Origin of the sequence: Rapidithrix thailandica, assembly GCF_039710355.1 — a bacterium.
In the GTDB taxonomy this organism is placed as follows: domain Bacteria; phylum Bacteroidota; class Bacteroidia; order Cytophagales; family Flammeovirgaceae; genus Rapidithrix; species Rapidithrix thailandica.
Genome location: NZ_JBDKWZ010000015.1, coordinates 136,130 through 161,419, shown reverse-complemented (window position 1 = coordinate 161,419; position 25,290 = coordinate 136,130). Strand labels below are relative to the sequence as shown.

The window sequence follows — 25,290 nt, the reverse complement described above, 5'->3', positions numbered from 1 at the left end:
TTGCCATCATAAAAAATACAACGTATATTTCCTGTTACTTTTAAACCGCTGGTATAAATACTTCAAACTTGCTTCCGCAATTGGGTTCACTTTTTAACCTTACTTCTCCCCCATGGGCCTCCACCATCATTTTCACATAGGACAACCCCAGCCCAAAGCCTTTCACATCGTGTAAGTTGCCGGTAGGCACCCGGTAAAATTTATTAAAAATTTGCTTTTGTTTACTTTTATTCATTCCTATTCCTTTGTCTTCTACCGCAATCACAAGCCCCTCGTCTTCATTCCGGGTGCTCACCGTTATTTGCGGAGCTTCAGGGGAATATTTATTGGCATTGTCCAACAAATTGGAAATAATATTGGTAAAGTGCACCTCATCCACTTGTAAAGTATGTTGGGTCGCATCCAGTTGGGTTTGTATCTGACCTTTACGCTCAGCTACCTGAAGTTCTATGACATTGATCGAATCTTTGATCAATTTATGTATATCTATCTGCTCTTTTCGCAGGTTAAACTCTCCCCTTTCCAATCGGGCATAATCCAAAATCCGCTCTACCTGCTCTTTTAATTTATAATTCTCATCGTGAATGACATCGGAGTAGCGTTTGATTTTGCAAGGGTCCTGGGTTACTTTATCCTTTCGCAGCATATTACTCGCCAAGGAGATGGTAGCAATTGGTGTCTTCAGCTCATGGGTCATATTGTTGATGAAATCGGTCGTCATTTCTGCCAGTTTCTTTTGGCGGAAAATAGTGGTGATAGTTACGGCAAAGCAAGCCGTAATCAACAGGATAAACACCACAGAACCGACTAACATCAAGCTCATTTGCGAAAGCACAAACTTTTGTTTGTTTGGAAATTGTACGATCAATTCTACATCGCTATGTTTCACCGCCTGTTCGAGACTCTTTTTATAAGAAGCTTTAAAAACCTCCGAGTCATCACTTTGGTCATTATTATGCTTAATAATCGTGTATTTATAGGGGATATCTATATTGTGATAGCGGAATGCCTTGCTTATTAAAGTGTCCACTTTGGCCTTGCTTTCAAAGTCTTCCAGCCGGATCTTTCTTGCGATAATCGTATTGGAATTAATGGACTGCTTCAAATGCTTACAAATGCGTTCTTCATCCGATAGTTTATGAACTACATAAATCAAAGCCATATTTACACGATGGTCAAAATCCGCTTCCTTCAACTCGGTAGCCTGTTTGATCCAACGCAATTGAATCACCACCAAGCCAATCAGGGCAAATGCCGACAAGCCTACGATGATTCCTATGGTTTTTTTATTTTTCATAATCCAAAAATAATAAGCCCGAAACTGTGAAATCTCAATTTAACAACAAATTAACAGCGCCTTCACTCCATAATTAACTGATTTTTAACAAAAAAGAAAGGTTTTGACTGACTTCCCAAAACACTGACTTCATAAACCGGGAAAAACCTCTGTCAGAAGGAAGCTTTCATAGCATGTTTAAATTCCACCTTTCTGGTCAAAAACTTCCATTTCAGATACCTCAGCGCAGCATTTTGAGAATCCTAAACTAAGGATTTTCACCACCAAAGGGGTGGCTCCCGCAACGAATTTCAAACATGCTTTAAGCCTGCCAACCTTTCCAATAATTTGTCATGGGAAAGGTTGGACGGGAATACAAGGGCTTTGATTAATGCAAAGCCGAGCGGATTTTTAGCCCTTGAAGAATCTTAGCTTCTTCTTGCATCAACACTTCCAGGCGTTGGTATACATCTTTTTCATCAAAGTAATTTAAGGCCATTTTTACAAAAATATTCCCGTGTTTCGCTTCCGAAGTCCATAGCAATTTGTAAAATCGACTAAGCTCCGGGTCTTCCAGGGCCTCACTCACCAAACGAAAGCGCTCACAGCCACGGCATTCAATCACGGAAGCGATCAACAAACGGTCGCGAAACCGGGTGCCGGGCGTTCCCCCATGTGTCAAAGCCATCAAAGGCTGCACATACGGGTCTTTGCCTATTTCCTTCGACAAAGGCACGCCACGTTCTTTCATAATAGCGAAAACATCCCGGAAATGTTCCAGTTCTTCTATACCTGTTTCAATTAATTCGGGGATAATATCGGTTCTATCCGGATATTTGGCGACCAAACTCATCGCCATTGCCGAAGCTTTCCGCTCACAATCAGCATGATCCTGTAAAAAAGCATCAAAATCAGCCATGACGGCATCCAACCATTCTTGACTCGAATCGCAAGCCAGCTCAATAGAATATTTCATTATTTATAGCTTTTAAAAATTCTCTTCTGTCCATCTGGTTCCAAAAATAAAGGATTATCAACAGTTCCAAGAAAATGAAAGGTAGTTTAATGGGAGGGAAACTACCTGATCCGTACGGGGCTTTCGCCAATGCTACGGTTTCTTTTGTATACTTGCAGTAAATCGTTCACCTGAAAAGTTAAGTATATTTAAAATCTGATGATGATCAAGGCTTCTCAACTCAATACCATTACCCAGCTCTACTTTCAACGTTATGCCTTTCAAAAAGTGGTATTAACAGCTCCTCCCCAACCCGACACCCGGATGATTCTTGTAATTCCCAGCCATGCGGAACCTGCGCTTTTATCTACCTTAGTTTCTTTAACACAATGCGCCCCCACTTCTTGCCATACGGAAGTAATCTCGGTGATCAACCACGGACAAAATGCCGATGAGCAAGTGGTAAAATTACATGAAGAAACGTTGCAACTCGTTCAAGAATGGAAAAAAGCACATTCCTTGAAGCACCTAAGTTTTCAGGAAATTTATGCGAAAGATTTACCTAAAAAACACGCAGGAGTAGGCCTTGCCCGCAAAATCGGGATGGACGAGGCGCTTTGGCGGTTTAACCTCTTGGGATATGACGGGATGATTGTGTGCTTGGATGCCGACTGTACCGTCAGTAAAAACTACTTACGTGAGTTAGAAAAAGTGTTTGTTCAACAAAGTAAAAACGACCTGGGAGTCATTCACTTCGAACACGATCTTGATTCCATTCAACAAGAAAACCTCAAAGAAGGAATTATATACTACGAGCTTTTTTTGCGCTACTATATACAAGGCTTGAGCTATGCCCAATACCCTTTTGATTTTCACACGATAGGTTCCAGCATGGCCGCCCGGGCCTCTTTGTATGGAAAACAAGGGGGAATGAACCGCAAAAAGGCAGGGGAAGATTTTTACTTTTTACATAAACTCGCCCCACACGGAAAAGCGGGCAAAGTAAACCGCGCATGCGTTTTCCCCTCCGGAAGGGTATCTGACAGAGTACCCTTCGGCACGGGAAAGGCACAGGGAGATTGGTTAAACGGGGCTTCTAAAATTGCCCAAACGTACCGCTTTGAAATATTTGAAGACCTGAAACAACTGCTGCTCTCCGTAGAGCGATGTTATCAGCTCAATGCAAGCTCCTGGCAACAGCAGCTTGCACATTTGCCGCAATCTGTGCATTCATTTTTACAAGAAAATACCTTTGAGGAAGCTTTGGAAGAGATGAACAAACATTCCAAAACGCTGTCGGGATTTCGGAAGAAGTTTTTCCAGTGGTTAGATGGGTTCAAGGTGCTCAAATTCGTACATCATGCCCGTGACCGGTACTACCCCAATCTTCCTGTAGAAGATGCCGCACGGAATTTACTGCTTAAGAAATACCCGGAAGCAATGGATTTGAACCCAGTGGAATTACTCAATGTATATCGTGAATTGGACCGGGCTGCCCATTGAGAGCCTGTTTAAATTTTTGGCCTGTGCCGGTTGCATTCCTATTCTTCCGGAAGGTATTGCAACATACTCAATTTTTCTTCTGCAAATATTTCATTGGCAATATCCAAAAGAAGCTCTGCCGTGATGGCTTCTATTTTTTGAAAAATACTTTGAATACTTTCCACTTTTTCCAAGTCGAGAATGCTCTTTCCGATCACCAACATCATATTGATATTGCTTTCTTCGGCAATGGCCAACTGCCCCATCAATTGTTGTTTGGCTTGGTGTAGCTGCATGACGCCCAGTTTGCGTTCTCGCAAACGCTTCATTTCCTTTCCGACCAAACCGATACAACGGTTCAATGTATTTTTTTCCGAGCCGAAATAGATAGAGAAAAGCCCGCAATCCGAAAACGTATTATAACTGGCATTGATATCATACACAAAACCATACTTTTCCCGGATTCCCAGGTTCAAACGGGAATTCATACCCGGTCCTCCCAATACATTGGTTAAGAAAAAGAATGGCAAGCGTTTTTCATCATAAATCGAATAGGCAGTGGTACCAATGACACAATGCCCCTGAGAAATCGGTTTAAGGATTTTTTCTTGTTTGGGTTGGTAAATTTCAAACGGCAAACGGACCCGTTCAGAGGCTATGACAGGCAAAGCGGAAAGATATTTTCCTACTTTCTTAATCACCTCCTTCATTGGCAAGGCACTTACCGAAGTAAACACCAGACGTTCCGTAGACAGGTTTTCGCGGATAAAACGCAAAAAGTCAGCTTGTTGAAAACCCGATACACTTTCACGGGTTCCTAAAATATTTCTTCCCAGTTGATGATCTCCAAAAATCACCTCATCAAATTCATCCGCAATGGCATCCGCCGGGTCATCTTTGTACATAGACATTTCTTCCAGAATCACCCCTTTCTCTTTTTGAATTTCCTTTTCAGGAAATGTAGAGTGAAACGTAATATCTGTCAGCAATTCTACCGCTTTATCAAAATGCAAGTCTAAGACCGATGCATAAAAACATATTTTTTCTTTAGTGGTATAAGCATTCAACTCCCCGCCAACCGAATCAAGCCGGTTCAGGATGTGAAATGCTTTCCGTTTTTCGGTACCTTTAAAGGCCATATGCTCCCAAAAATGAGCCATTCCCTGTTGATCGGCCTTTTCATCCCGGCTTCCTATATCCAATACAAAGCCACAATGGGCTATTTGTGTCCCTTCTACTTGTTTGTGGACCAAACGTATGCCATTGGGAAAAGTGTGTAAATAGTAATCAACCGTTTCACTGGCTTGTGACTTATGGATTTTCCTTCTCTTCATAACAACTTTGAAAGAAGCAAAGGTAGCATCAGGGGGCTAATAAACCATATGCCTTGACAAAATCTCCACTTCTCTTTTTCAGATTTCATCCAATAAAAAAGAATGTACTGTCGGAATTTCAAAACGATGATGCAGTACGGGCCTGGCTCCCCAACTGGCCTTCCATGTCAAGAGCCCTTGGTTGAGTTGTACCCCTTCACGGGTGTTACTCACGCCCAAACTGAAGTACTTTTTTTGCGAATACCGTTTCATCAATGCATCAAATAGCAGATCATTCGCGCCTGATGCTCTGCCTTGAGGACTTGTAGCAATGTATTGAGCATGAACCAGGCCCGGGTGCAAAAAGACGACTGTTCCCGCACAAACCGCACTTTCTGACACAACAGTGTACAAACGGATATTTTCAGGAAACCGCTCTTTCAAGGTCTTTATTTCGGCCAATGTGTGTACAGGGTTAACACCAAAGCGTTGTTGAAGATTCTGCTCTAATACTTGCCAGAAGCCTTTCCAGTCATTACTTTCCTGAAAAGAAAGACCTCTTTTCACAGCCTTCTTTCCTCCCCGTTTCCTCCGGCTTTCTACTTTCCTATCAGCCTCCTTCAAGTGTACCAACATATTTAATTCCGAACTGTGACTTTCGGCTTTCAATACATAGAGTAAATAATCTTCCCATTCCCCCGGAAAAATATGAAAATACGCTGGCACTTGTTTGTATACCAATTTGGTAAACCCTTGGGCAGTCAAATATTCCAACACTTTCTGAAAAGTAGCCAATAATTGTTCAAAAGAAATTTGCCGGTGATATACCAAACCCCCAAACGGTAATCCTCCATGACTGTTCAATTGTTGCCCGTCTTCCGTTGCAGGAAGCAGGACAATGATTTTGTTATTTTGATAAACCAATAAGGAATGTTCCACAAAACGATGTTGGTGGTAAGCCAAATAGGCTCTTTGAAAAAAGAAGGGGGCATTGTTTGCCTCATTTCGTACAAACTCATCCCAGGCCTTTTGATGGCTGGGTTGATAGCGGACAATCTCTACTAAAGACTCTTTTGACATGCCAAACAAGACGTTAATGCAAAATTGTTTTATTGGTACAAACAAAAATAAAGACTTCCCTACATAAACCCGGACACAGGCGAAGGTTTCGCTGAGAGTATAATTTATTTAGTATTTTTCATACAAATACAAAAAGCCCCCCATCCTACACAGGACAGGAGGCTCGCCTTCTACTACATGTTAAACTATTTCATTAAAATAAATCCTTTTTCTTTTGAAGTGTCCCAATAATTACTGCACAATTACTTTGCGTATAGCTACACCGGAATCCGTTAGGACCTGCACCAAAATCAAGGAGGTATTATATCCTTTCAGAGCCAGTTCAACTCCATTACCGGTTGCTATGTCCTCAACCCGGGACAACTCCTTGCCCTCTATGGTAAGTAACCGGATTTGGCGGATATCAACGTTTGTTTCCCCCCATTCTAAAAATGCCGTATTGCCCGTTGGGTTCGGATAAATTTTCAAGCTTTTGGATAGAACTTCATCAATTCCCAATACCGCTTCATCAATCACCAAAATATTTTTGGAATATTCACCCTGACAACCCTTGGCATCAGTCGTAGTCAATATTACCTCATATTCCCCGGTCTGTTGATAGGTATGTTCGGGATGTTGTTGGGAGGAAATAGTGCTATCTCCAAAGTCCCAATGCCACTTCACAGCATTTGAGCTTTTGTCGGTAAACAAGACAGGGGCTCCGGTACCGTCAATAAAATACAAGGTATCGGGAGCCGAATACTCTGCATGCACCTCGTCATAAAGGTTGACCGGGTAGGCAAACCGATCACTCTCCAAAGGTTCCGAATAATTAGCGATGTAATAGACATCTTTCAATTCTTCCGGTTGTTGTATCAGTGTCTCTCCGATAAAAAAAGGTTTGGCATCCTCTTCTTTATAATAATACCGGAATAAATCCCCGTTTTGAGGACTGATTTCAATAGTTTCCCCGGAGCAATATGTTTTTTCCACAAGCTCCGGGTCATGGCTGGTATACCGCAAATAAGCCTGCATTTTAGAGCTTTGCACCACATCTTTCAAAGCATGCAAAGAGTTCGTATCAATGGCAATGGTTAAGGCCAGTGTCCGGGATTCTCCCGGTTTAATATTGTACAAGGGAGCTCCGATAATTTGCCCTACCTTTTTTTCTAAAACCGAAGTATCTTGCAAAATGCCATTGGATAGAGCATAATATTTTTCCTGATCCGAAAATCCATCCGACAAATCAAGCTTAGACCGTTCGTCTACCTCTCCCCAGTCAAAAGCAGCAAAAGAAACATCTTCATTAATCATTTGTATCCCGATACGCCAATTCAGGCTATCGCTGTAAAGATACCCCATTTGCAAGGCGGAATCATACCGGACGTGATTGGCAGAATCAGCCAGAATCCAACTGGAAAAAAGCCCTGCATACATTGTATCAATGGTATGGCTGTTGACATTGGTAATATCATATTCCACCATGACATACTGCAAATGCCCTGTGTTTTTCCAACCGGTCACTTTTTGGGCGATCCTCACCCCTACCGGATTGTCGTTGGAAGAGTAATCTTCGTACTCGCTTAAGTACGTTTCAAAAGTGTTATCATAACTATGCAAAATAGGCTCTCTGAGTACGGTAAAATCACTGTTTTGTTCATCCGTTGCTTTATATACCGCATCTGACACCACACCGGGACCACTGGTTAAAATCAAGCCCATCTCTTCCAGTACAGGCAACCCTAAGTTATTATTCACAATAGTAGTATCGTAAAACATCCCTCCGCCTCTTGGCACGAAATACGTACCCGTACGCCCCAGCCTTCCATCACTATCAATCCCCAATGCCAAACGGTTGAACTTGACAAGAAAATACCCGGGATTCACATTGATCGTAAAGATTTGAAAGTCCTGATAAGCTCCGTCCTGAATATCAAATTTCAAGACAATCTTATCCATACTTGACAAGTCCAAAGGCAGGGCGATGCGGAAAGGTGAATCATGGTTTGAAAGTGTTTGAAAAGTCTCCAGATTCGCAATAGCAAACTCCCCGTCAAGCACTTCCACTCCTTCGGTAAGGCTGCTTAAGGTCACTTTGGCGGAAGCCGATACCGGCTCCAGATAGTTAATAAAGTCACTGGTAATTTCAATCGTGTCTTTAGGAATGGGTTGTTTACCGCTTTTACCCGAGTAATTGATATTTCTTAGCCTTACAGCCGGCCATTGTCCTTTTTCGGTTAAAGCCCGGTAAATGTTCAATCTTCCTTTGCCTAATACATTGGCGTATTTTTCATCGTGAATTCCATAAATATCATCCGAAGTAACCCGCAATAATTCATGTACCTGATTCGCTTTCAAACCGGGGTAATAGGCCCGGACCAGAGCTGCCGCACCGGCAGCATGCGGTGAAGCATACGAGGAACCCACAAGGTTATTCTTATAGGTTCCGCCATTATTGGTAGAAGCCACATAAAACCCCGGAGCCATCAAATCAACCTTATACCCATAGGTAGACCAGCCGGAAATTTTATCTTCACTGGTAGAATGCGTTACGGATAAAACATTCTCATAAGAGGCCGGGTAATAATCCAGATGGGCATGCTTATTGCCCGCAGCCCCCACAAACACTACATCGTAATTTTCCGTAATAAAATTAATCACATCCTCTTCATACAAAGAAGGATTCCCCACACGTCCCCAAGACAAGTTAATGACATCACAACCTTGTAAAGCCGCATAAATGATGGCTTGAATGGTATTGCGAAAAAAATTGCCGGATGCCATTGCTTTTACCGGCAATATACGAGAATGATACCCTATCCCACTGACACCGATCCCGTTGTCTGTTTCGGCCGAAGCCACTCCTGCTACTCGGGTGCCATGTCCATGTTGATCACTCACATCCGTATCCCAATCTCCAAAATCAAACCCCAGGGTATCATCTACATAGCCATTACCATCGTCATCTACACCTTCTATTCCATACTTTTCCGCATAATTATACTGCCATTGATTAATCAAGTCCGGGTGGTCTGTATCCACCCCTGTATCCACCACCCCAATGAGCACACTGGTATCTCCTTTACTTATGTCCCAGGCTTCTAAAGCTTTGGTGATAGAAAGCTCCCAACGCTCAAAGGATACCGGATCATCCGGGGTATGCAACAATTCGTACAGGTAAAGAGGCTCGGCATATTCCACCCAATCCAGTTGGTTCAATTCATTCAGTACCTCTTCCGTTTTCACCCCGTTTTCCAGGGTAAGTTGGTAAATAGATTCTAAAGGATTATTTGGTTTAATTGTATTCCGTTGAGCCGGATAATTTGATTTCTTTCTATTGGGTTGTTTCCATACGGGCTCTTGATGAGAGACACCCAGTTTTTGAAACGTTTCTTCAACCACTATGTCTTGTATTGAAAGTGCACGTAATCCTTTCCCCCCTTCTCTTTTGGTCTTTAGTTTCACCACCACTTTTCCACTGACTATCCCCTGTTGCCTTGTTACTTGCGCATCTACCGTAAAGTGCGATATCAAGAAGCAAAAACAAATGATGATATGACTAAAAGTTTTCATGGCTGAAGCAGTTTGTATTATTCTATTCATTGTATATAGGGTGAACTTATAAGTGAATAAGAAGTTTTTTTGCTTGGGGAAGCACCAGGTAGGATTTGATGGTATTGACAAAACCCAAATATGTATAAGGTACTATGTTATGTTCTCTAACTACTACTTCCATAATACATTCTATAAATAATACCAATAAATTCTTAGATCAAGCAACTTCTAAAAAAGTATGAAGATGTATATAATATCATTTAAAAAGTAGCTTTTTTATTTCATACACACGGAGGAATTCAATTTTCCCGTTTTACCGCCATCGCTATCCGGTCTTTTCCTTGTAAGTCTTTGAGGATTTCTACGGAATGAAACCCGGTCTTTTCCAAAAGCTCACGCATCTCCTGACCAAAAGCTTCATTGATTTCAAAAAATAGTTTTCCGGATTTCTTTAAAGAAAGCATGGCCAGGGAAGCAATCCGCTCATAGAATAACAGAGGCTCCGTATCCGGCACAAACAGCGCTGTGTCCGGTTCAAAACCCAAGACATTTTTGTGCATGAGGGATTTTTCAGAATCACGGATATAGGGAGGATTACTGACAATGACATCCAACTCCGGAAATGGCTCCAAGGTAGCCCTTAAGATATCCATGGGAGTAAATTGTACCTTCACCTCATGCCGTGCTGCATTCCGCTGGGCTACGTCCAATGCTCCGCTGGATATATCCACGGCAAGAACTTTGGCTTGAGGCAGGTTTTTAGCCAAGCTAACGGCAATACAGCCACTACCTGTACCCACATCCAAAAGCGTAATTGATCCTTTATTTTTAAACTCGGTGACAATTTGATCCACAAGAAACTCTGTTTCCGGGCGGGGAATCAACACATGCTGATTCACAAAAAATTCCAAGCCGTAAAAATCGGAAACCCCTGTGATATATTGTATCGGCTCGGCAGCTAACAGACGCTGCATGACGGTGCTCAAACGCGCTGTTTGTGGCTGTACGGTTACATCCGCCAACACAGAAGTTTTCGGAAGCCGATATATATATTCCATCACCCAAAAAGCCATTGCCCCGGCTTCCGGCTCGGAATAAATCTCTGTTAGCTTCGCCTTAATCGCTAACCACAAAGTTTTGGCGGAGGTATTTGAAGTAAAATCCAGGTTGTTCACAAGTTTAACATTATTGTATTCAACAGGGTCCAGGAGAGTTTTTTAAGACCTGTCCCCCTTCAATCATTGTATATATACGATCACAAACAAAATCATTCTATACAGATAACGGACAAAAAACGCCATTTCTGCAAAATTTACATGCAGATAGAAAGGGATTTCTCCGAATCCGCTCCGGCACCTGCTAATATTTGAAATCCGATAAGCTCCGGTTCGCCCGGAAGGACTGGCTTTGGGTTTATTATTTTATCAATAAAAAACTATATTTGTGCAGTTATACTGAAAAAATGTGGCTTTATTCGCTCTACCTAAGCAAAGCCCTCTGTAAATTAAGCACACAGATGAAAATCCATTTTTTGCAGATAGCCAATCAAGCACCTGGTATTTGAGCAGGGAATCACTTTTGTCAAGTGGCTCAAAAATAAACAAAGAAAAGAATTTCGAAATTACACCAAATAAGATAATGAGTAAAATCATAGCAATTGCTAATCAAAAAGGAGGCGTTGGTAAAACTACTTCGGCAATCAACCTGGCAGCAAGTTTTGCAGCGCTTGAATACAATTGCTTGGTGGTAGATGCGGATCCACAAGCAAATTCAACTTCCGGATTAGGCCTTGACTCCAAGGAAAAGCGCTATAGTATTTACCATACCATGATTGAGGACATTGATCCCAAGGAAGTCATCGTACAAACACAATACGATTATCTGGACGTCATTCCCTCTCATATCGATTTGGTAGGTGCCGAAGTGGAAATGATCGATATAGAAGAGCGGGAAATACGGATGAAAAAGGCTTTAAATAACCTCCGGGATGCCTATGACTTTATCATCATCGACTGCTCTCCTTCCTTGGGACTGATTACAGTGAATGCTTTGACTGCGGCAGATTCGGTATTAGTACCCGTACAATGCGAATACTATGCAATGGAAGGCTTGGGAAAATTGTTAAGCACTATCAAAATCATCCAATCGCGATTAAATCCCCAATTGGTTATCGAAGGAATTTTGCTGACCATGTACGATGTGCGATTGCGCTTGTCCAACCAAGTGGTGGAAGAAGTCAATACACACTTTAAAGAGATTGTATTCAAAACCATTATTCCACGCAACATTCGTTTGAGCGAAGCGCCTAGCTTTGGGATTCCGGTCATCGCCCATGATGCCGAAAGCAAAGGGGCGGTCAGTTATTTAAACTTGGCTCAGGAAATTATCGACAATAATCAGATGCATAAATAAAAAATACGTATATTCCGGTTTCAGAGCATATTTTATGCTTTATTCATTGATCACAAAAGGAAAAAAAACATACTACAGGAGTGTTTCCATTTGGTAATTTTTTAAGATGGCAAAGAAGATTTTAAAGAAGAGACAGGCATTAGGAAAAGGATTGAGTGCATTACTTTCAGACTCACCCAGTTCCAACAATCGTGAAGAGACCAATGATTCCCCCTCCTTGGGGTCCATATCGGAAATAGCATTATCGGTAATTGAAGTAAACCCCTTTCAACCCCGAAAAGAATTTGATCGGGAATCCCTGCAAGAGCTGGCCGATTCCATCAGTACACAAGGAGTGATTCAACCCATCACGGTGCGCCAATTGGAAACAGGGCGTTACCAACTCATTTCCGGGGAACGCCGCTTACAGGCTGCCCGCATCGCCAACTTAGAGACGCTCCCTGCTTATATTCGTACCGCAAATGACCAGCAAATGCTGGAAATGGCGCTTATCGAAAACATTCAGCGGGAAGACCTCAATTCCATTGAAATCGCCTTAAGTTATCAACGCTTGGTAACCGAATGTAACCTGAAACAAGAAGAACTGGGCAAACGGGTAGGGAAAAACCGGACCACGGTCAACAACTATATGCGTTTGTTGAAACTCCCTCCTGAAATTCAAAAAGGCTTACAAGAAAAGAAGATTGACATGGGGCATGCACGCCCGCTCGTTAATCTGGAAAATATCGAACAGCAACTGTATATCTATCAGCGTATTGTCAACGAAAAGCTTTCCGTGAGGGAAGTGGAAAAGCTGGTCAAACAGCTCTCAAATAAACAAGAACCAACCCCCAAAACGGTCGATTCCAATATCCCCACCCATGAAATTACCCGTTTACAGGCCGACTTGTCTACACATTTCGGCACAAAAATTAAAGTAAACACCTTGGGAAAAGAAAAAGGAGAAATCAAAATCCCGTTTCACTCCGTAAGTGAACTAAACAGGATATTGGACATCATCAAAAATGAATAATTTGTTGTGAAACCACCAACGATCTTACCTTGGGCCTGGAAAGCGCTATTATGTATTTTCATGGCCGGCTCAGTGCATTTTGCCTCAGCGCAAAAAAAAGAAACGGTAATACTCAGAGATACCGACCAACAGGCTACCCTTGTTCAAGACAGCAGCAAAGTAGCCATTGAAGTAGAGAACAAGCCATTTGTAAAAGAACCTACTAAGGTAGCGCTTCTGTCGGCTATCTTGCCGGGCGCAGGGCAAGCCCGGAACAAGCAATACTGGAAAATCCCCATCATTTACGGTGGGTTTGCTATTTTTGCCTCTATCATTAAATTCAACCATGACGAATTCATTATTTCCAGAAATAATTTAGCTTACTTAAGCGAAAACCGGACGGACTTAATGGACCCCAGGCTGGCCCGTTTTAATGTGGAGCAATTGCGGCAACGCAGGGATATCTTTCGCAGAAACCGCGATTACAGTATCATTCTGGTCACTGTATTTTGGGGAATCAATATAGTGGATGCAGCCATCGATGCACATTTCAAATCCTTTGATGTCTCTGATGACCTCTCTGCCAAGATTGTCCCGTCATTTACTTCTACCGTTGACCGGAATATTCCTTCTATTTCTTTAGTTTTGACTTTTTAAAATAATAAATTAACTATCATGAACATACTTTTAATCGGATACGGGAAGATGGGAAAAACCATCGAGGGGATTGCCAAAGACCGCGGACATCAGGTGCCGGTGGTCATTGATGTAGAAAACCCTTTAACTGAGCAAAGTATCAAAAATCAGTCAATTGATGTAGCCATTGAATTTACATCTCCGGAAGCGGCATTTGAAAATATAAAATTTTGCGTGGAACATAATATTCCTGTGGTAAGCGGCACTACCGGCTGGTTGGACCGTAAAGCGGAAATCGAAGCGCTTTGTGACAAACACAAAAGTGCGTTTTTCTATGCTTCAAATTATAGCCTGGGCGTGAATCTCTTCTTTAAATTGAATGAGTACCTGGCCAAAATGATCAACCACTACCCGGAATACTCCGTAAGTATGGAAGAGATCCATCATATCCAAAAGAAAGATGCACCCAGTGGCACGGCCATTACCCTGGCCGAGGGCATTATCCAGGAGATACAAAGAAAAAATGGTTGGGTATTAAAAGGGGAACAAGAAGCCGCTCAAGAGCAATTTGCCATCGAAGCCAAACGCATTGAAAATGTACCTGGCACACATACCGTAACCTACGAAAGCGAGATCGATAGCATCGAAATCAAACATACGGCACACTCCCGGCAAGGCTTTGCTTTAGGCGCTGTAGTGGCAGCCGAATGGTTAAAAGATAAACAAGGTGCATTCGGGATGAATGACATCCTGAAGTTTTAACCTCAGGATGTCATGGAGGTGCAAACCGGCCGCAACCTTGAGTGAAAGTAGCCTGAAGGGATCACGCTTAGAGAAGGAAAGTTCTCTGAAAGTACGCGATACAGGGTCAACTAATCATCTGTTCAGGCGGATATCCATTGACAAAAATTATATTGACTTTAAATAAAATCACCCATGAGTATACTTAGTAATCCTAAGTCTGATAATAAAGATAAACCCAAAAAAAGTGTCGTTCGGGAGTGGGCCGATGCCATAGTGTTTGCCGTCATAGCGGCAACCATTATCCGGTGGTTATTCATCGAAGCATTTACCATTCCGACTCCCTCCATGGAAAAATCCCTTTTGGTTGGTGACTTTCTGTTTGTCAGCAAAATCCATTATGGACCAAGGACGCCCAAAACCCCCTTGCAGGTACCTTTAACCCATCAAAAAATTTGGGGAACGGACATCCCTTCTTACCTGGACTGGATAGAGCTTCCTCAGTTCAGACTACCGGGCTTTAGCTCAGTGGAAAATAATGATGTGGTCGTATTCAATTACCCGGCGGAAAGCGGGCATCCTACCGACCTGAAAACTAACTATATCAAACGTTGTATTGGCATCGGTGGAGATACACTGGAAATCAAAAACCAACAGGTGTTTATCAACGGTCAGGCACAGGCAGCTCCCGAGCATATGCAAAGCAGCTATTTTGTGACCGCAGACAATGGCATCAGCGACCGGGTTTTGCATAAATACGACATAACGGACTATGATAACTATGGCAATGGTTTAGTGGTACAAACCACTCCCAAAAATGTGGAAACATTACAGGGGTTGAATTTTGTCAAGAAAGTTGAGCCTATTGAATATCCCAAAAGCAGTGAAAGCTCCAACATATTCCCTCAGTCCAAAAGGTTCGATTGGTCTTTGGATAACTTCGGTCCTTTGTACATTCCGAAAGAGGGTGACCAAATCAGCATTAATGAGGAAAATCTGATCCTTTATAAAACCGCTATCCTGGAATACGAAGGAAATAAAAATGCGGAAATTAAAGACGGTAAACTGTTTATAGATGGCAATCAGGTAAGCGAATATACCTTTAAGCAAAACTACTACTTTATGATGGGAGATAACCGGCATAACTCTCAAGACTCAAGGATCTGGGGATTTGTGCCTGAAGATCATATCCTGGGTAAAGGCTTGCTAATATGGTGGTCGATTGACCCGAATGGCGGCTTGGCTGATATTTTCAGCAGAGTACGTTGGGACCGTCTGTTTAATGTGATTAGATAGTCTTTAATAATTGAGGTGAAGTAAACTTTTTTTTGAAATGTTTCAAAAACGCCTCCTCTGTATTACTTTTTCCAACAATAGTTTTAGTGCCTTGATAAATTGGTTTTGATTCCATCTTCGGTCAAAAACTATATGTGTAAACCACTTCATTGTTACCAAAAAAGGAGTTGTGTTAATTTAACGCAACTCCTTTTTTGGTCCTACGGACTCAACTCTTATAAGAGCCATTCGGCATGCAAAGGCATTCTCTACATTGTGGGGCTCACTTTGGGAAAAACATTTCTATCAAGCTTATTTCTTCAAACTTAAAAAGGCCTGATCGTCTTTAATTAGGGTCAACGCTTGTCTGAAGATTTCATCATGTTCTTGAAAGATCTGATAAAAACCGGCATCTCCCCAGACCGTCCGTGCAACAAAGGCTTTCAAACGATTAGAAATAAAATTTTCCGAAATGGCATATTGTGCTTCATCAAAGGAAACCTCATTGTTCCGGACAAGAGTTAAAAACTGTCGAAGCAACTCTTTTTCCAGTTTATAATCGGCAGCAAATTTCTTAATCCCCATTTTTTCCAACTGCTCAAACCGCTCATTGGCAAAATCCAAGGCAAAACTTCGGATCAAGTCCAACTGATTAATCGCCCCCAGAAAGGGCGTGTAAAAGGAAGTGTCCAAGGGCACAAAATAATCCGGCATAATGCCCCCTCCGCCATATACGGCCCGGCCATTGGTCGTTTCGTATTTTAAGGAATCCGAAAATTTAATGCTATCCACATGGAAATATTCTCCATGTTGATACCGGTTGCTTAAATCCGACTGATAGCTCTGCTCCACTTCGTACGGTTTTTGAATGCTGCGCCCGCTGGGAGTATAATACCTGGAGATGGTCAAACGCAATTGAGAATTGTCAATCAAACCGATTTGCCTCTGCACCAAACCCTTTCCGAAAGAACGCCTTCCCACGATCAATGCCCGGTCATTGTCTTGTAAAGCCCCGGAAAGCACCTCTGATGCCGAAGCGCTGCTTTCATTAATTAAAACAATTAGATCCCCACTTTCAAAATCTCCTTTCCGCTTGCCGTTTTCACGCGCGTCAAACTGATCATTTTTCCCATCGGTATACACAATCAACTCATCTCCTTGCAAAAATTCATCGGCTATTTGTACGGCTTTGTCCAAGTAGCCACCGCCATTGTCGCGCAAGTCCAGAATCAACTTTTGCATGCCTTCTCTCTTCAAGCGGTCTAAAGCCACTTTGAATTCATCATAGGTTTTGATGCCAAAGCGGGAAATTTTAATGTAACCGATTTCGGGATTTACCATATAGCTAACATCTACCGTTTGTGTGGGGATGGTTCCCCGGGAAACAGTAAACTTCATAGGAGCTTCTTCCCCTTTTCTCATCACCATCAAGAGCACTTTACTACCCTTTTCACCTCGCAACAAGTGAACTATTTTGTCATTGGTAATCCCAACACCGGCAATGGTATCCTCATCCACCATGAGTATCCGGTCACCGGACTTCAACCCGGCTTTGGCAGAAGGCCCTCCTTCTATCACCGACATCACCGTGACGGTATCCCGGAAAACATTAAATTCGATCCCAACCCCTTCAAAATCACCTCGCAACTGGGAATTTACCAGTTCCGTATCCTCTTTGGGAATATAGACAGTGTGCGGGTCCAGTTTGGTAAACATTTGCTTTATGGCGTACTCGGTAAGCTCATTGATATCCACGGTATCTACATAGTACTCTTGAATATAATTGAGAATATCACCAAACTTCCTCACACTGACATTGACCTTTTTGGTGGACGGAGCCCGGTTGCCAAAAAACTCCGATCCGATCAGAATTCCTATGGAAAGGGTCAGAGAAAGTAATAGGGGCAAACGAATTTGAAACTTGGAATTGGTAATTTCTTTTTCTTCTTTCATTGACTATTTGTATTGATCATTATTCCAGGATACCTACAATCTAATGTAAGGCAAGTTCCTTAGAGCTTCTTCTGGCTGTATTCAACAGCGTTGCTTTTATCAACTCTAACCTTCCGTTCAGGGTACTTCTCTAAAACAACTTGCCGTATCCGTATTTTGTAATTTTTTTGCCCGAACTAACAACAATCTTCAGGGAAATGAAACTTGGTGAAGCGGTTGTGGAGAAGTCTTTTTCAAATCACGCGTTGGCTCCTTTATTAAACACAAAGCCTCTTTCTTCTGTTCTCTCTTCAAAATCCAACTCTACATCCAACAAATACATAAAGTATTTCTTTTCAAAGTACACCTTCACCCCTTTAATTTGATAAGCCTCATCGCCTTCTTTTTGTTTGTCAAACCCTAAAAAATAACCGGCCGCTCCACAGCCACCTCCACGAATACCAATGCGCAGTCCGTAACCCTCCGGGATATTTTTATTTTCAAGGATATATAAAATTTCTTTTGCCGCCTTATCCGTAATTTTTATCGGTGTTTTTTCCATCTGTTTGCTTGGTTTGATCTTCATGCCTAAATCCGTGCATTCTTAGGACCCTCGTGTACAAAAATAAATTTTACGCATCAAAGCGTATGTTAATTCTTTGAAAATTAAACAGTTCAGTTTTTGGCCAATTTAAAATTAATCCTAATTTGGATTATGCCAAACAAAAATATAGTGAAAAAGTAGATTTTTAAATTATTTTTGCGCGCGTTTTTAGCATTTTTGATGCTTTTCCCTAGGCGGATACAAAGGCTATCAAAAACATAAAAACCTTATTATCAATATTTTAAAACAAGTACTATTGCTTTTCAAACTTCCGATGAGTTGTGTTTGGTGAAAGCAGTATTAAAAAACTTCTTTAGTAGAAAAGAAAACAAGTAGAATGCCTGTTTTCATACTCAAAAAAAAAATCAAAATACATTTTTATGCCATTTGTTTAACTTGATAAGCAGTAAATGAAAAGTTACCTGGACCTAATTGATCAGACTTTCTATTTTCCGACCGCAGAGTTTCGGATAGAGTCCAATTCCTTATTTTTCAATGATATTCCTTTGGAGGAAATCATCCGAAAATACGGTACTCCTTTAAAGATCAGCTATTTGCCTAAGATCTCCTATCAAATCCAACAATCCAAAATTGCCTTTCAGGAAGCATTTAAAAAGCTAGGATATAGCGGTAAGTACATTTATTGTTATTGCACGAAGTCTTCACATTTCAAATTTATTTTGAATGAAGTGTTGAAAAACGACTGTTACCTGGAGACTTCCTCCACTTATGATATCGATATTTTATGGAAGCTGTATCATGACGGCCGGATTCATAAAGATTTTCTGGTGGTGTGCAACGGGTTTAAAAAGGAAGCATATGTTCGAAGCATTTCGGACATGATCAATCAGGGTTTCCAAAAGGTTACGCCCATTCTGGATAATTTGGAAGAAGTGGATTATTACATCAACCATATCCCTGGCGAGTTCCAGGTAGGCATCCGGGTAGCAGCTGATGAGGAGCCTAATTTTGACTTTTATACTTCCCGGTTGGGCATTCGCTATGGAGACGTAATCAATTTTTATCAACAAAAACTCCAACAGCATAAACGTATCAAGTTAAAAATCCTGCACTTTTTCATTAATTCGGGAATTCGCGATACTCAATATTATTGGACGGAATTAAGTAAATTTATTTATAAATATTGCGAATTGCACAAAGTGTGTCCGGACTTGGATACGATTGACATCGGAGGCGGCTTTCCCATCAAAACGTCTCTGGCCTACAATTACGACCGGATATTTATGACTGAGCAAATCATTGAAACCATCAAACAGATTTGCGATCAGAACCAAGTGCCTTATCCCAACATCATCACGGAGTTTGGCAACTACACGGTGGGAGAAAGTGGAGCCATGATCTACAAAGTAATCGGTCAGAAACTACAAAATGACAAAGAGCTTTGGTACATGGTGGACGGTTCGTTTATTACCCATATCCCCGATTCCTGGGCAAAAAACCAGAAATTCATTCTTTTGGCTATCAATAACTGGCATAAAAACTATCGAAAAGTGCACTTGGGGGGAATTACTTGCGATAGTGACGACTACTATAATTCCGAAGAACATAGCGGTGATGTGTATTTGCCGGCGGTCGAAAAAGGTGAGCCTCAATACATTGGTTTTTTCCATACCGGAGCATACCAGGAAAACCTGAGTGGCTACGGTGGCTTGCAACATTGCCTGATTCCGGCCACCAAACATATCATCATCGACAAAGATGAGAATGGAAATTTCTCATATGAACTATTCAGAGATGAGCAAAAAAGTGATGAGATGCTACGGTTGCTAGGATACTAATCAATACCCGGAAAAGTAATTATTCATAAATCCAAATCCCTCACTCCATAGCATTGGGCGAGGGATTTGTCATTTGGACACTACCTGTAAAACATTTGGTCATGCTTACTTCCGCAAAGAAGTTTGAAACCGTAAACGTTCTTCAGACAAAACTTGCAGTTTATCGATTTTCCAATACCCTTCTTCGTTCTTCACAGAAATTTTTCCCTCGTACAGGTTCTCCCGGTCGTGCATATGCCCCCAATGCTCTACCCTTCCGGATACGGTCCAGGAAAGCCGAACCGTAAAGGCTTCCTTTTTGGCATTGAGTAACTCACTCTCTTGTATATCCATTTTCCGGATAGAAACCAAAGCCCCTCCTTGCTCTTGCATAGCCAGGCCCTTTTTGATTTGTAAATATACCTCCGTCAAGGCTCCTCCGGTAGCTGTCTGACTCAAAGATTCGTAAATGGCATTTTCACTACGGTGAGCGAATGCCTGATAGAGGTTTTTCAATAACGTAGCTGCAGCCGCCTCTGCTTTTTCCGGAGGAAGTCCGGAGGAACTCAACCAACCCAACCAGGAGTCATTGTTTGCGACATGAACTGCCTTTACTTTTGGAACAGCCAGTGCTCGATCGTTTTTCCACTGCAATACAGGCTGATAACGGGTGAGTTTTTTCTGAAAGGTTTGTTCGTATGTGTAAACAGTCATATTGAGTTTCCGGATTTGAAAATTGAACTCTTTCCAGTTCACACGTACTTGGTTGACGGGTAAATCCACCGGAAAAGTAAGAATCACGCCCACCCGGGCATGCGCAATATTCAGCCGCTTCCGGGGAGCCAATTGTGCAAAATCCCTAAAATCCAACCCGTAAAAATCCACCCGGTGAACAGTAGCTGATATTTCCCGGCCATTAATTTCCACTCTACAAATACCTTTGAAAAACCGGCCGATTGCATCTTCTGCTTTTTGCTGCTCCTCTACTTCCAAAAACAAATCATCTTTCCGTTCCACACTGATCCAAGTTTCCAGGGTGGCAAATGGAATTAAAATCTCATGGCGTACCTCAAAGGTTTGAACATACAAAAATGAGTGCAAAGCACTATAACTCCCGATTCCCAAAAGGGAATGCTGATTTTCAACCGGCAAATCGGATTGAAATAAACCGGGCTTCTTGCCAGGGGATTCCGACCAGTCAAAGGAATGAATATAAGGCTTTTCCCGTCCTAACTCTACGGTCTGTTTATCTTGACTTCCCTCTGTGGTTACTGTCAAGAGCATTAAGGCATTATAAGGGCTATGTGCTCCACCAAACTGCTGATAAAAGGCAAATTGACGAGGTTGGCGGTGGGTATATTCCAAAACGTAATACACCGAATACTCCATCAGGTTACTCACTTCAATACCCTCTATTGACAAGTTACTCAAATCAGTTTTCACAAACTTTGCTTCTAATTTGTTCCCTTGTTCATCCCGGATAAAAAAGTACTTCTGAAGAAATAGTTTATGCTTTTGAGCGGCTGAATACAAAGCATCCAAACTTATTTTGTCTCGCGCATCCGGTTGTAATTGATGATACAGGTATAAATCTTCGGCCAGAATACGCAGCCGGACAGTCGTTTTTGATTTTCCTACTTGTGCCTCTGCCCAACTGATAGAGATCGGATGGGCTTCCAGGTTCAGTGAACAACAGAAATACAAACCGAGAATTAGCCAGAGGGTACGCATGATTACGTTTTTTTATTCGCAATGAAACCTTCCAGGTTTTGAAAACCTGGAAGGTTTGCGAGTATCCGTTTTGTTTATTCTTTTTCTATACGGAGCGTGATAATTTCCCAACCGGAAAGGCTTAATTGTGCTCCCAACGATGCTCCTGTCAATTGGTTTTTGACTTTCCCCCAATTTTCCAAACTCAAAGAAGCCGGATGAGAAGAAGTATTAAACAAACGCACTATCATTTGTCCGGAAGTATGGTCCGCTCGTATTGAACTAACGATCACAGAGGTCTCTTCGGGCAATGGCAGGAAAGAGGGTTTTGTATTCTGTTTTTTCGCTACCGGAACAAACAACAAAGGCTGACTGCTTTCTATCCCGAATTTTTTGTTTTCCGTATCGGAATAGGCTCTGTGCCCGCGAAGAACATATCTGAAATTTACTTTTCCACCTTGACTGGCTTTGTAATTGGTATGCCAGGAGTTGTTCATCACCCAGGAATACAACAATTGTGAAGGCTCCAAACGCTTGATCCACGGGCGATGCGGTGCTGACATCCAAGCTTCTCCATTCATTCCCCCTATCTCAATCAAAGGGGCATCCGGATTGGCCCAGGTGATGCCGTACGTTTCGTTGGACACATCCACCCAACGCTGAGGAGTCAGGAAGTTTTTATTCGCCCCCTTCAACTGTCCTTTTTCCGGTTCGAAGCTACCCCAAGCCATGTCCAGGGTCATCTTTCCATTAGGCACCTGGAAAGGAAAGGCAAAGCGTACATTTTCCTTTTCGCGGACATCCTGTTTGTCCAACTGATTATCGATATACAAACGGTCTATTCCCCGAATCAACTTCAACTCTGTAACCAATTGATTACAGCCGGGAGCTTCTGAGGTGACGATTAATGATTTCACTACCGGCCCGTTTTCTTTCACTTCAATAGTTACTTGGGAAATGCCTTTGGGATTTTCCGCATTTTGTCCGGTGTATACATAATGATTCCAACCAAACCCTTGTTTGTTGTCTACCAGATTTTGCGTTACCCCTTGGCTTGTCCACTGGATAATATCCCCATTCTTCGGATCAATTTCAATCGTAACCAAGCCGTTCGAAAGGCCTTTTTCAGAGACAAAACCTTCCGGACTTCCCGTTTTTTGTTTTTTCTTTTTAAAATAAAACTTGGTACTTCCCAAAGGTTTTACCTCTTCGGCAACAAACACCAACGCTCCATTTTGCAAACGTTGCGAAGGGTAGTGTTTTCCTGCTGCATCCGTCACATAATCTCCTTTCAACTGCCAGTCAGCAGGAACTGTCACCACATCTGTTCTCATCCAGGATTGGGTGTTGAATACTTCAATCGCTTCCACGACATCTCCTTCTGCCAACGACCTTTCCTTTAACCCTTCATCGATCAGTACATCCGCCAAAGAATCGGCATCCAGAGCCATCCGTTGTTTTACTTTCCAAAGCTTTTGGGTAAACTCACTGTCCGGCTGAGAGATACTGATATTGGCTCCCCAGGTATGCTCCGAATAAAGAATGGCATTGTGCCAGGCTTTGTAAAAGCCCTCGAAAGGATACTGCTCCGGTTTCAGCATTGTCCAGAGTTTTTCCGCTTGCACCAGTTTTTCGGCAGCATCGCGGTTTACAGCCGTTTCTTTGGCCGAGCTGGCCGCTCCGTCCTCCCAATAAGGCGTAAAGTCTCCTTTCAATACCGGTAACTGATCTCCGTATTTTTCTTCAAATTTTTCAAACACTTCTTGTGTGGTAGAAATTTTGAATTTGGGATATTCGTAGGTCTCGTTCCAGTTTTTGATAAAGTCAGACATTTTCGGATCCGGTGGGCCATTGTCCGCTCCGATGGTATAGCGCAGATACACCATATCATAGGGATACCCGTTGTCGTCCAGCTCTTCCAGGTGTTGTAAAACAGGCTCTCCCCCCGCTTCACTGATGGTTCCTAAAATCCAATTGTGAAACCAGGAATATCCGTGTCCGGTCATCCAAAACAAGACTTTCTGTTTGCCGGAAGGCGTTTCCCAATAAAAAGGAATATCGCCCCAGGCTTCCAGTGTATACCCTACCCGGTCGCCTCCGTGAGGCAAGGAAGGCATATGGTTGGGCCCGGCCGAAAAATACTTGATGCCGTTATGTGCCAGTGCGGAAATTGCTCCCCAACTATAGCCCGGCACATCGGTAATCATAGCCGAATTAATTTGGAAACCGTATTTTTTGTACAAGTCTTGGGTATTTTCCCCTGCCCAACGCATCAACTCTTCCGGCCGCTCGATCCCTGTCAGGTTACTTCCGTATAAACCGTCCAAAGCCAACCAACCTTTGTCGATGGCGTCCAGCATGGCTTTTCTTTTTTCTTCCGGGGCTTTTCGCAGATAACTGTCTACTGCCCACATCACTTCGGCATTCCATTTAAATTGCGCCCCCTCCGGGTAATGAGCGGTTTTCCGGGCCAGCTCGATACCCTTTTCCATATTTTCCCACTGAGTCTGTTCCACTTCTGCCTGTGTATGTGTATAACCGATGTCCACATGCGAATGCGGCAGGAAGTACACCGTATAGTTTTTGACCGGTTTTAAAGCGACTTGTTTGTAAACCGGCTCCTGTCCGGCTACCGTAATTTTTATTTGTTTGTCAACCGGTTCTTTCACCAAATCCACCCAGAGATAGTAGGTATTTTCTCCCAAGTGCAAAGTATCTTCCGCCAATGTTTTTCCATCCATTTCAAAGGTAACCGGAGCGGGTTCTCCATGATACACCGCTTTTACCCGGATGCGTTGCCAAAGCTTCTCCTCTTTGCGCAATACGGCCATTTCCGTTTGCAAGTTGATGGATGATTGCAGCGAATAGGCTACCGTCATGTACCAGGTAGGTTTGCCCGCACTTTCTCCCGCAATTTGTAAGGAAAGCGGTTTCCCTTTTTCAAAAGACTTCACAGGCAATTTCAAAAACTGATAGCCCATGTAATCCCCATTGGGGTCTTTTTTGATCAATTGGAAACGCAATTCGGCTCCATCTTTTCCATCAATCTTCCATTCGGATTCAGGGTTATTGGTAAACGTAAACCATGATTCTCCATTGATGGACAAATCGTATTTTCTCCGGTCATTGTTATGGTCATAATTCGCTAACCAAACCAGCATTACATAAGGTTGTTGATAATCTTCCGGGATGGATGCCGATTCCCAGGCAATGGATTTCTCCCGGTCAATCGCCCGTACCAACAAACAATCGTTGACGCCTTTGATGGCCGTATTGTATCCAATGTATTCTCCATGCAAGGTTTTGGTATAACCGGAAAGCCAAGGGAGCTTCGATTGGCCGTACAGTGGCTGGACAAAAAGCCAACCAAGCAGTACTATGGCCCACCATCGAAGTCCTTCGGGTCTGAATTTTTGATGAAACATATTTTTGATGAGGTTTTAAAATTTATGATTGGAGTTTATTTGCCGCTTAAATCCGGTTCTGGTATTAAGGTAAGTATGGCCAATAAACGTCCTGTCCTATAGGGAACCCCTCCCGAGTCCAGGAGGGGAAGTCAGGTATTTAAACA

The 25,290-nt window shown here is 42.4% G+C and carries 17 protein-coding genes; 7 read left to right on the top strand and 10 right to left on the bottom strand.

What is annotated here, in order from left to right; all coding sequences use genetic code 11:
* Positions 1 to 40 precede the first annotated feature (40 nt).
* Positions 41 to 1,297, bottom strand: a complete 1,257-nt coding sequence (locus AAG747_RS22305; protein WP_346823454.1) for a sensor histidine kinase — start codon at positions 1,295 to 1,297, stop codon at positions 41 to 43.
* Between the two features lie 367 nt (positions 1,298 to 1,664).
* Entirely contained in the window at positions 1,665 to 2,252 is a 588-nt protein-coding gene (locus AAG747_RS22300) for a MiaE family protein (RefSeq protein ID WP_346823453.1), read from the bottom strand.
* A 198-nt stretch (positions 2,253 to 2,450) separates the two neighbouring features.
* Here AAG747_RS22300 and AAG747_RS22295 point away from each other — a divergent pair, with 198 nt between their 5' ends.
* Complete coding sequence (locus AAG747_RS22295; RefSeq protein ID WP_346823452.1) at positions 2,451 to 3,734, top strand: glycosyltransferase family 2 protein; 1,284 nt, start codon at positions 2,451 to 2,453, stop codon at positions 3,732 to 3,734.
* Positions 3,735 to 3,772: 38 nt separating this feature from the next.
* On the opposite strand, the gene AAG747_RS22290 is transcribed toward AAG747_RS22295, so the two are convergent.
* From AAG747_RS22290 to prmC, 4 genes are all read right to left on the bottom strand, one after another.
* Entirely contained in the window at positions 3,773 to 5,047 is a 1,275-nt protein-coding gene (locus AAG747_RS22290) for a M16 family metallopeptidase (RefSeq protein WP_346823450.1), read from the bottom strand.
* Between the two features lie 78 nt (positions 5,048 to 5,125).
* On the bottom strand, positions 5,126 to 6,106 hold the full coding sequence (locus AAG747_RS22285; RefSeq protein WP_346823449.1) for a GNAT family N-acetyltransferase: 981 nt from the start codon (positions 6,104 to 6,106) through the stop codon (positions 5,126 to 5,128).
* Between the two features lie 231 nt (positions 6,107 to 6,337).
* A complete protein-coding gene (locus tag AAG747_RS22280; protein WP_346823448.1) occupies positions 6,338 to 9,658 on the bottom strand; it encodes a S8 family serine peptidase in 3,321 nt (1,106 codons plus the stop codon).
* Between the two features lie 281 nt (positions 9,659 to 9,939).
* Positions 9,940 to 10,815, bottom strand: coding sequence for a peptide chain release factor N(5)-glutamine methyltransferase (gene prmC, locus AAG747_RS22275; RefSeq protein ID WP_346823447.1), 876 nt, complete (start codon positions 10,813 to 10,815; stop codon positions 9,940 to 9,942).
* A 463-nt stretch (positions 10,816 to 11,278) separates the two neighbouring features.
* Between prmC and AAG747_RS22270 the strand changes: the two genes are divergently transcribed.
* The 5 genes from AAG747_RS22270 to lepB all read left to right on the top strand — a co-directional run bounded on the left by AAG747_RS22270 (position 11,279) and on the right by lepB (position 15,716).
* A complete protein-coding gene (locus AAG747_RS22270) occupies positions 11,279 to 12,052 on the top strand; it encodes a ParA family protein (protein ID WP_346823446.1) in 774 nt (257 codons plus the stop codon).
* 106 nt (positions 12,053 to 12,158) lie between these two features.
* Entirely contained in the window at positions 12,159 to 13,064 is a 906-nt protein-coding gene (locus AAG747_RS22265) for a ParB/RepB/Spo0J family partition protein (protein WP_346823445.1), read from the top strand.
* Between the two features lie 6 nt (positions 13,065 to 13,070).
* Complete coding sequence (locus AAG747_RS22260; RefSeq protein ID WP_346823444.1) at positions 13,071 to 13,700, top strand: DUF5683 domain-containing protein; 630 nt, start codon at positions 13,071 to 13,073, stop codon at positions 13,698 to 13,700.
* A gap of 18 nt (positions 13,701 to 13,718) precedes the next feature.
* On the top strand, positions 13,719 to 14,441 hold the full coding sequence (gene dapB / locus AAG747_RS22255; RefSeq protein ID WP_346823443.1) for a 4-hydroxy-tetrahydrodipicolinate reductase: 723 nt from the start codon (positions 13,719 to 13,721) through the stop codon (positions 14,439 to 14,441).
* Positions 14,442 to 14,615: 174 nt separating this feature from the next.
* Positions 14,616 to 15,716: a signal peptidase I gene (gene lepB, locus AAG747_RS22250; protein ID WP_346823442.1), complete on the top strand. Its 1,101-nt coding sequence runs from the start codon at positions 14,616 to 14,618 to the stop codon at positions 15,714 to 15,716.
* A gap of 291 nt (positions 15,717 to 16,007) precedes the next feature.
* On the opposite strand, the gene AAG747_RS22245 is transcribed toward lepB, so the two are convergent.
* Entirely contained in the window at positions 16,008 to 17,648 is a 1,641-nt protein-coding gene (locus AAG747_RS22245) for a S41 family peptidase (protein ID WP_346823441.1), read from the bottom strand.
* Between the two features lie 238 nt (positions 17,649 to 17,886).
* Positions 17,887 to 18,189, bottom strand: a complete 303-nt coding sequence (locus AAG747_RS22240; RefSeq protein WP_346823440.1) for a HesB/IscA family protein — start codon at positions 18,187 to 18,189, stop codon at positions 17,887 to 17,889.
* A gap of 452 nt (positions 18,190 to 18,641) precedes the next feature.
* Here AAG747_RS22240 and AAG747_RS22235 point away from each other — a divergent pair, with 452 nt between their 5' ends.
* Positions 18,642 to 20,030 carry a type III PLP-dependent enzyme domain-containing protein gene (locus AAG747_RS22235; RefSeq protein ID WP_346823439.1) on the top strand — a complete coding sequence of 463 codons (1,389 nt, stop codon included), beginning with the start codon at positions 18,642 to 18,644 and terminating at the stop codon, positions 20,028 to 20,030.
* 105 nt (positions 20,031 to 20,135) lie between these two features.
* Here AAG747_RS22235 and AAG747_RS22230 read toward each other — a convergent pair whose 3' ends face one another.
* Positions 20,136 to 21,740 carry a hypothetical protein gene (locus tag AAG747_RS22230; RefSeq protein ID WP_346823438.1) on the bottom strand — a complete coding sequence of 535 codons (1,605 nt, stop codon included), beginning with the start codon at positions 21,738 to 21,740 and terminating at the stop codon, positions 20,136 to 20,138.
* Positions 21,741 to 21,814: 74 nt separating this feature from the next.
* Positions 21,815 to 25,144 (bottom strand): glycoside hydrolase family 38 N-terminal domain-containing protein, encoded by a 3,330-nt coding sequence (locus tag AAG747_RS22225; RefSeq protein WP_346823437.1) that lies wholly within the window; start codon positions 25,142 to 25,144, stop codon positions 21,815 to 21,817.
* Positions 25,145 to 25,290 lie beyond the last annotated feature (146 nt).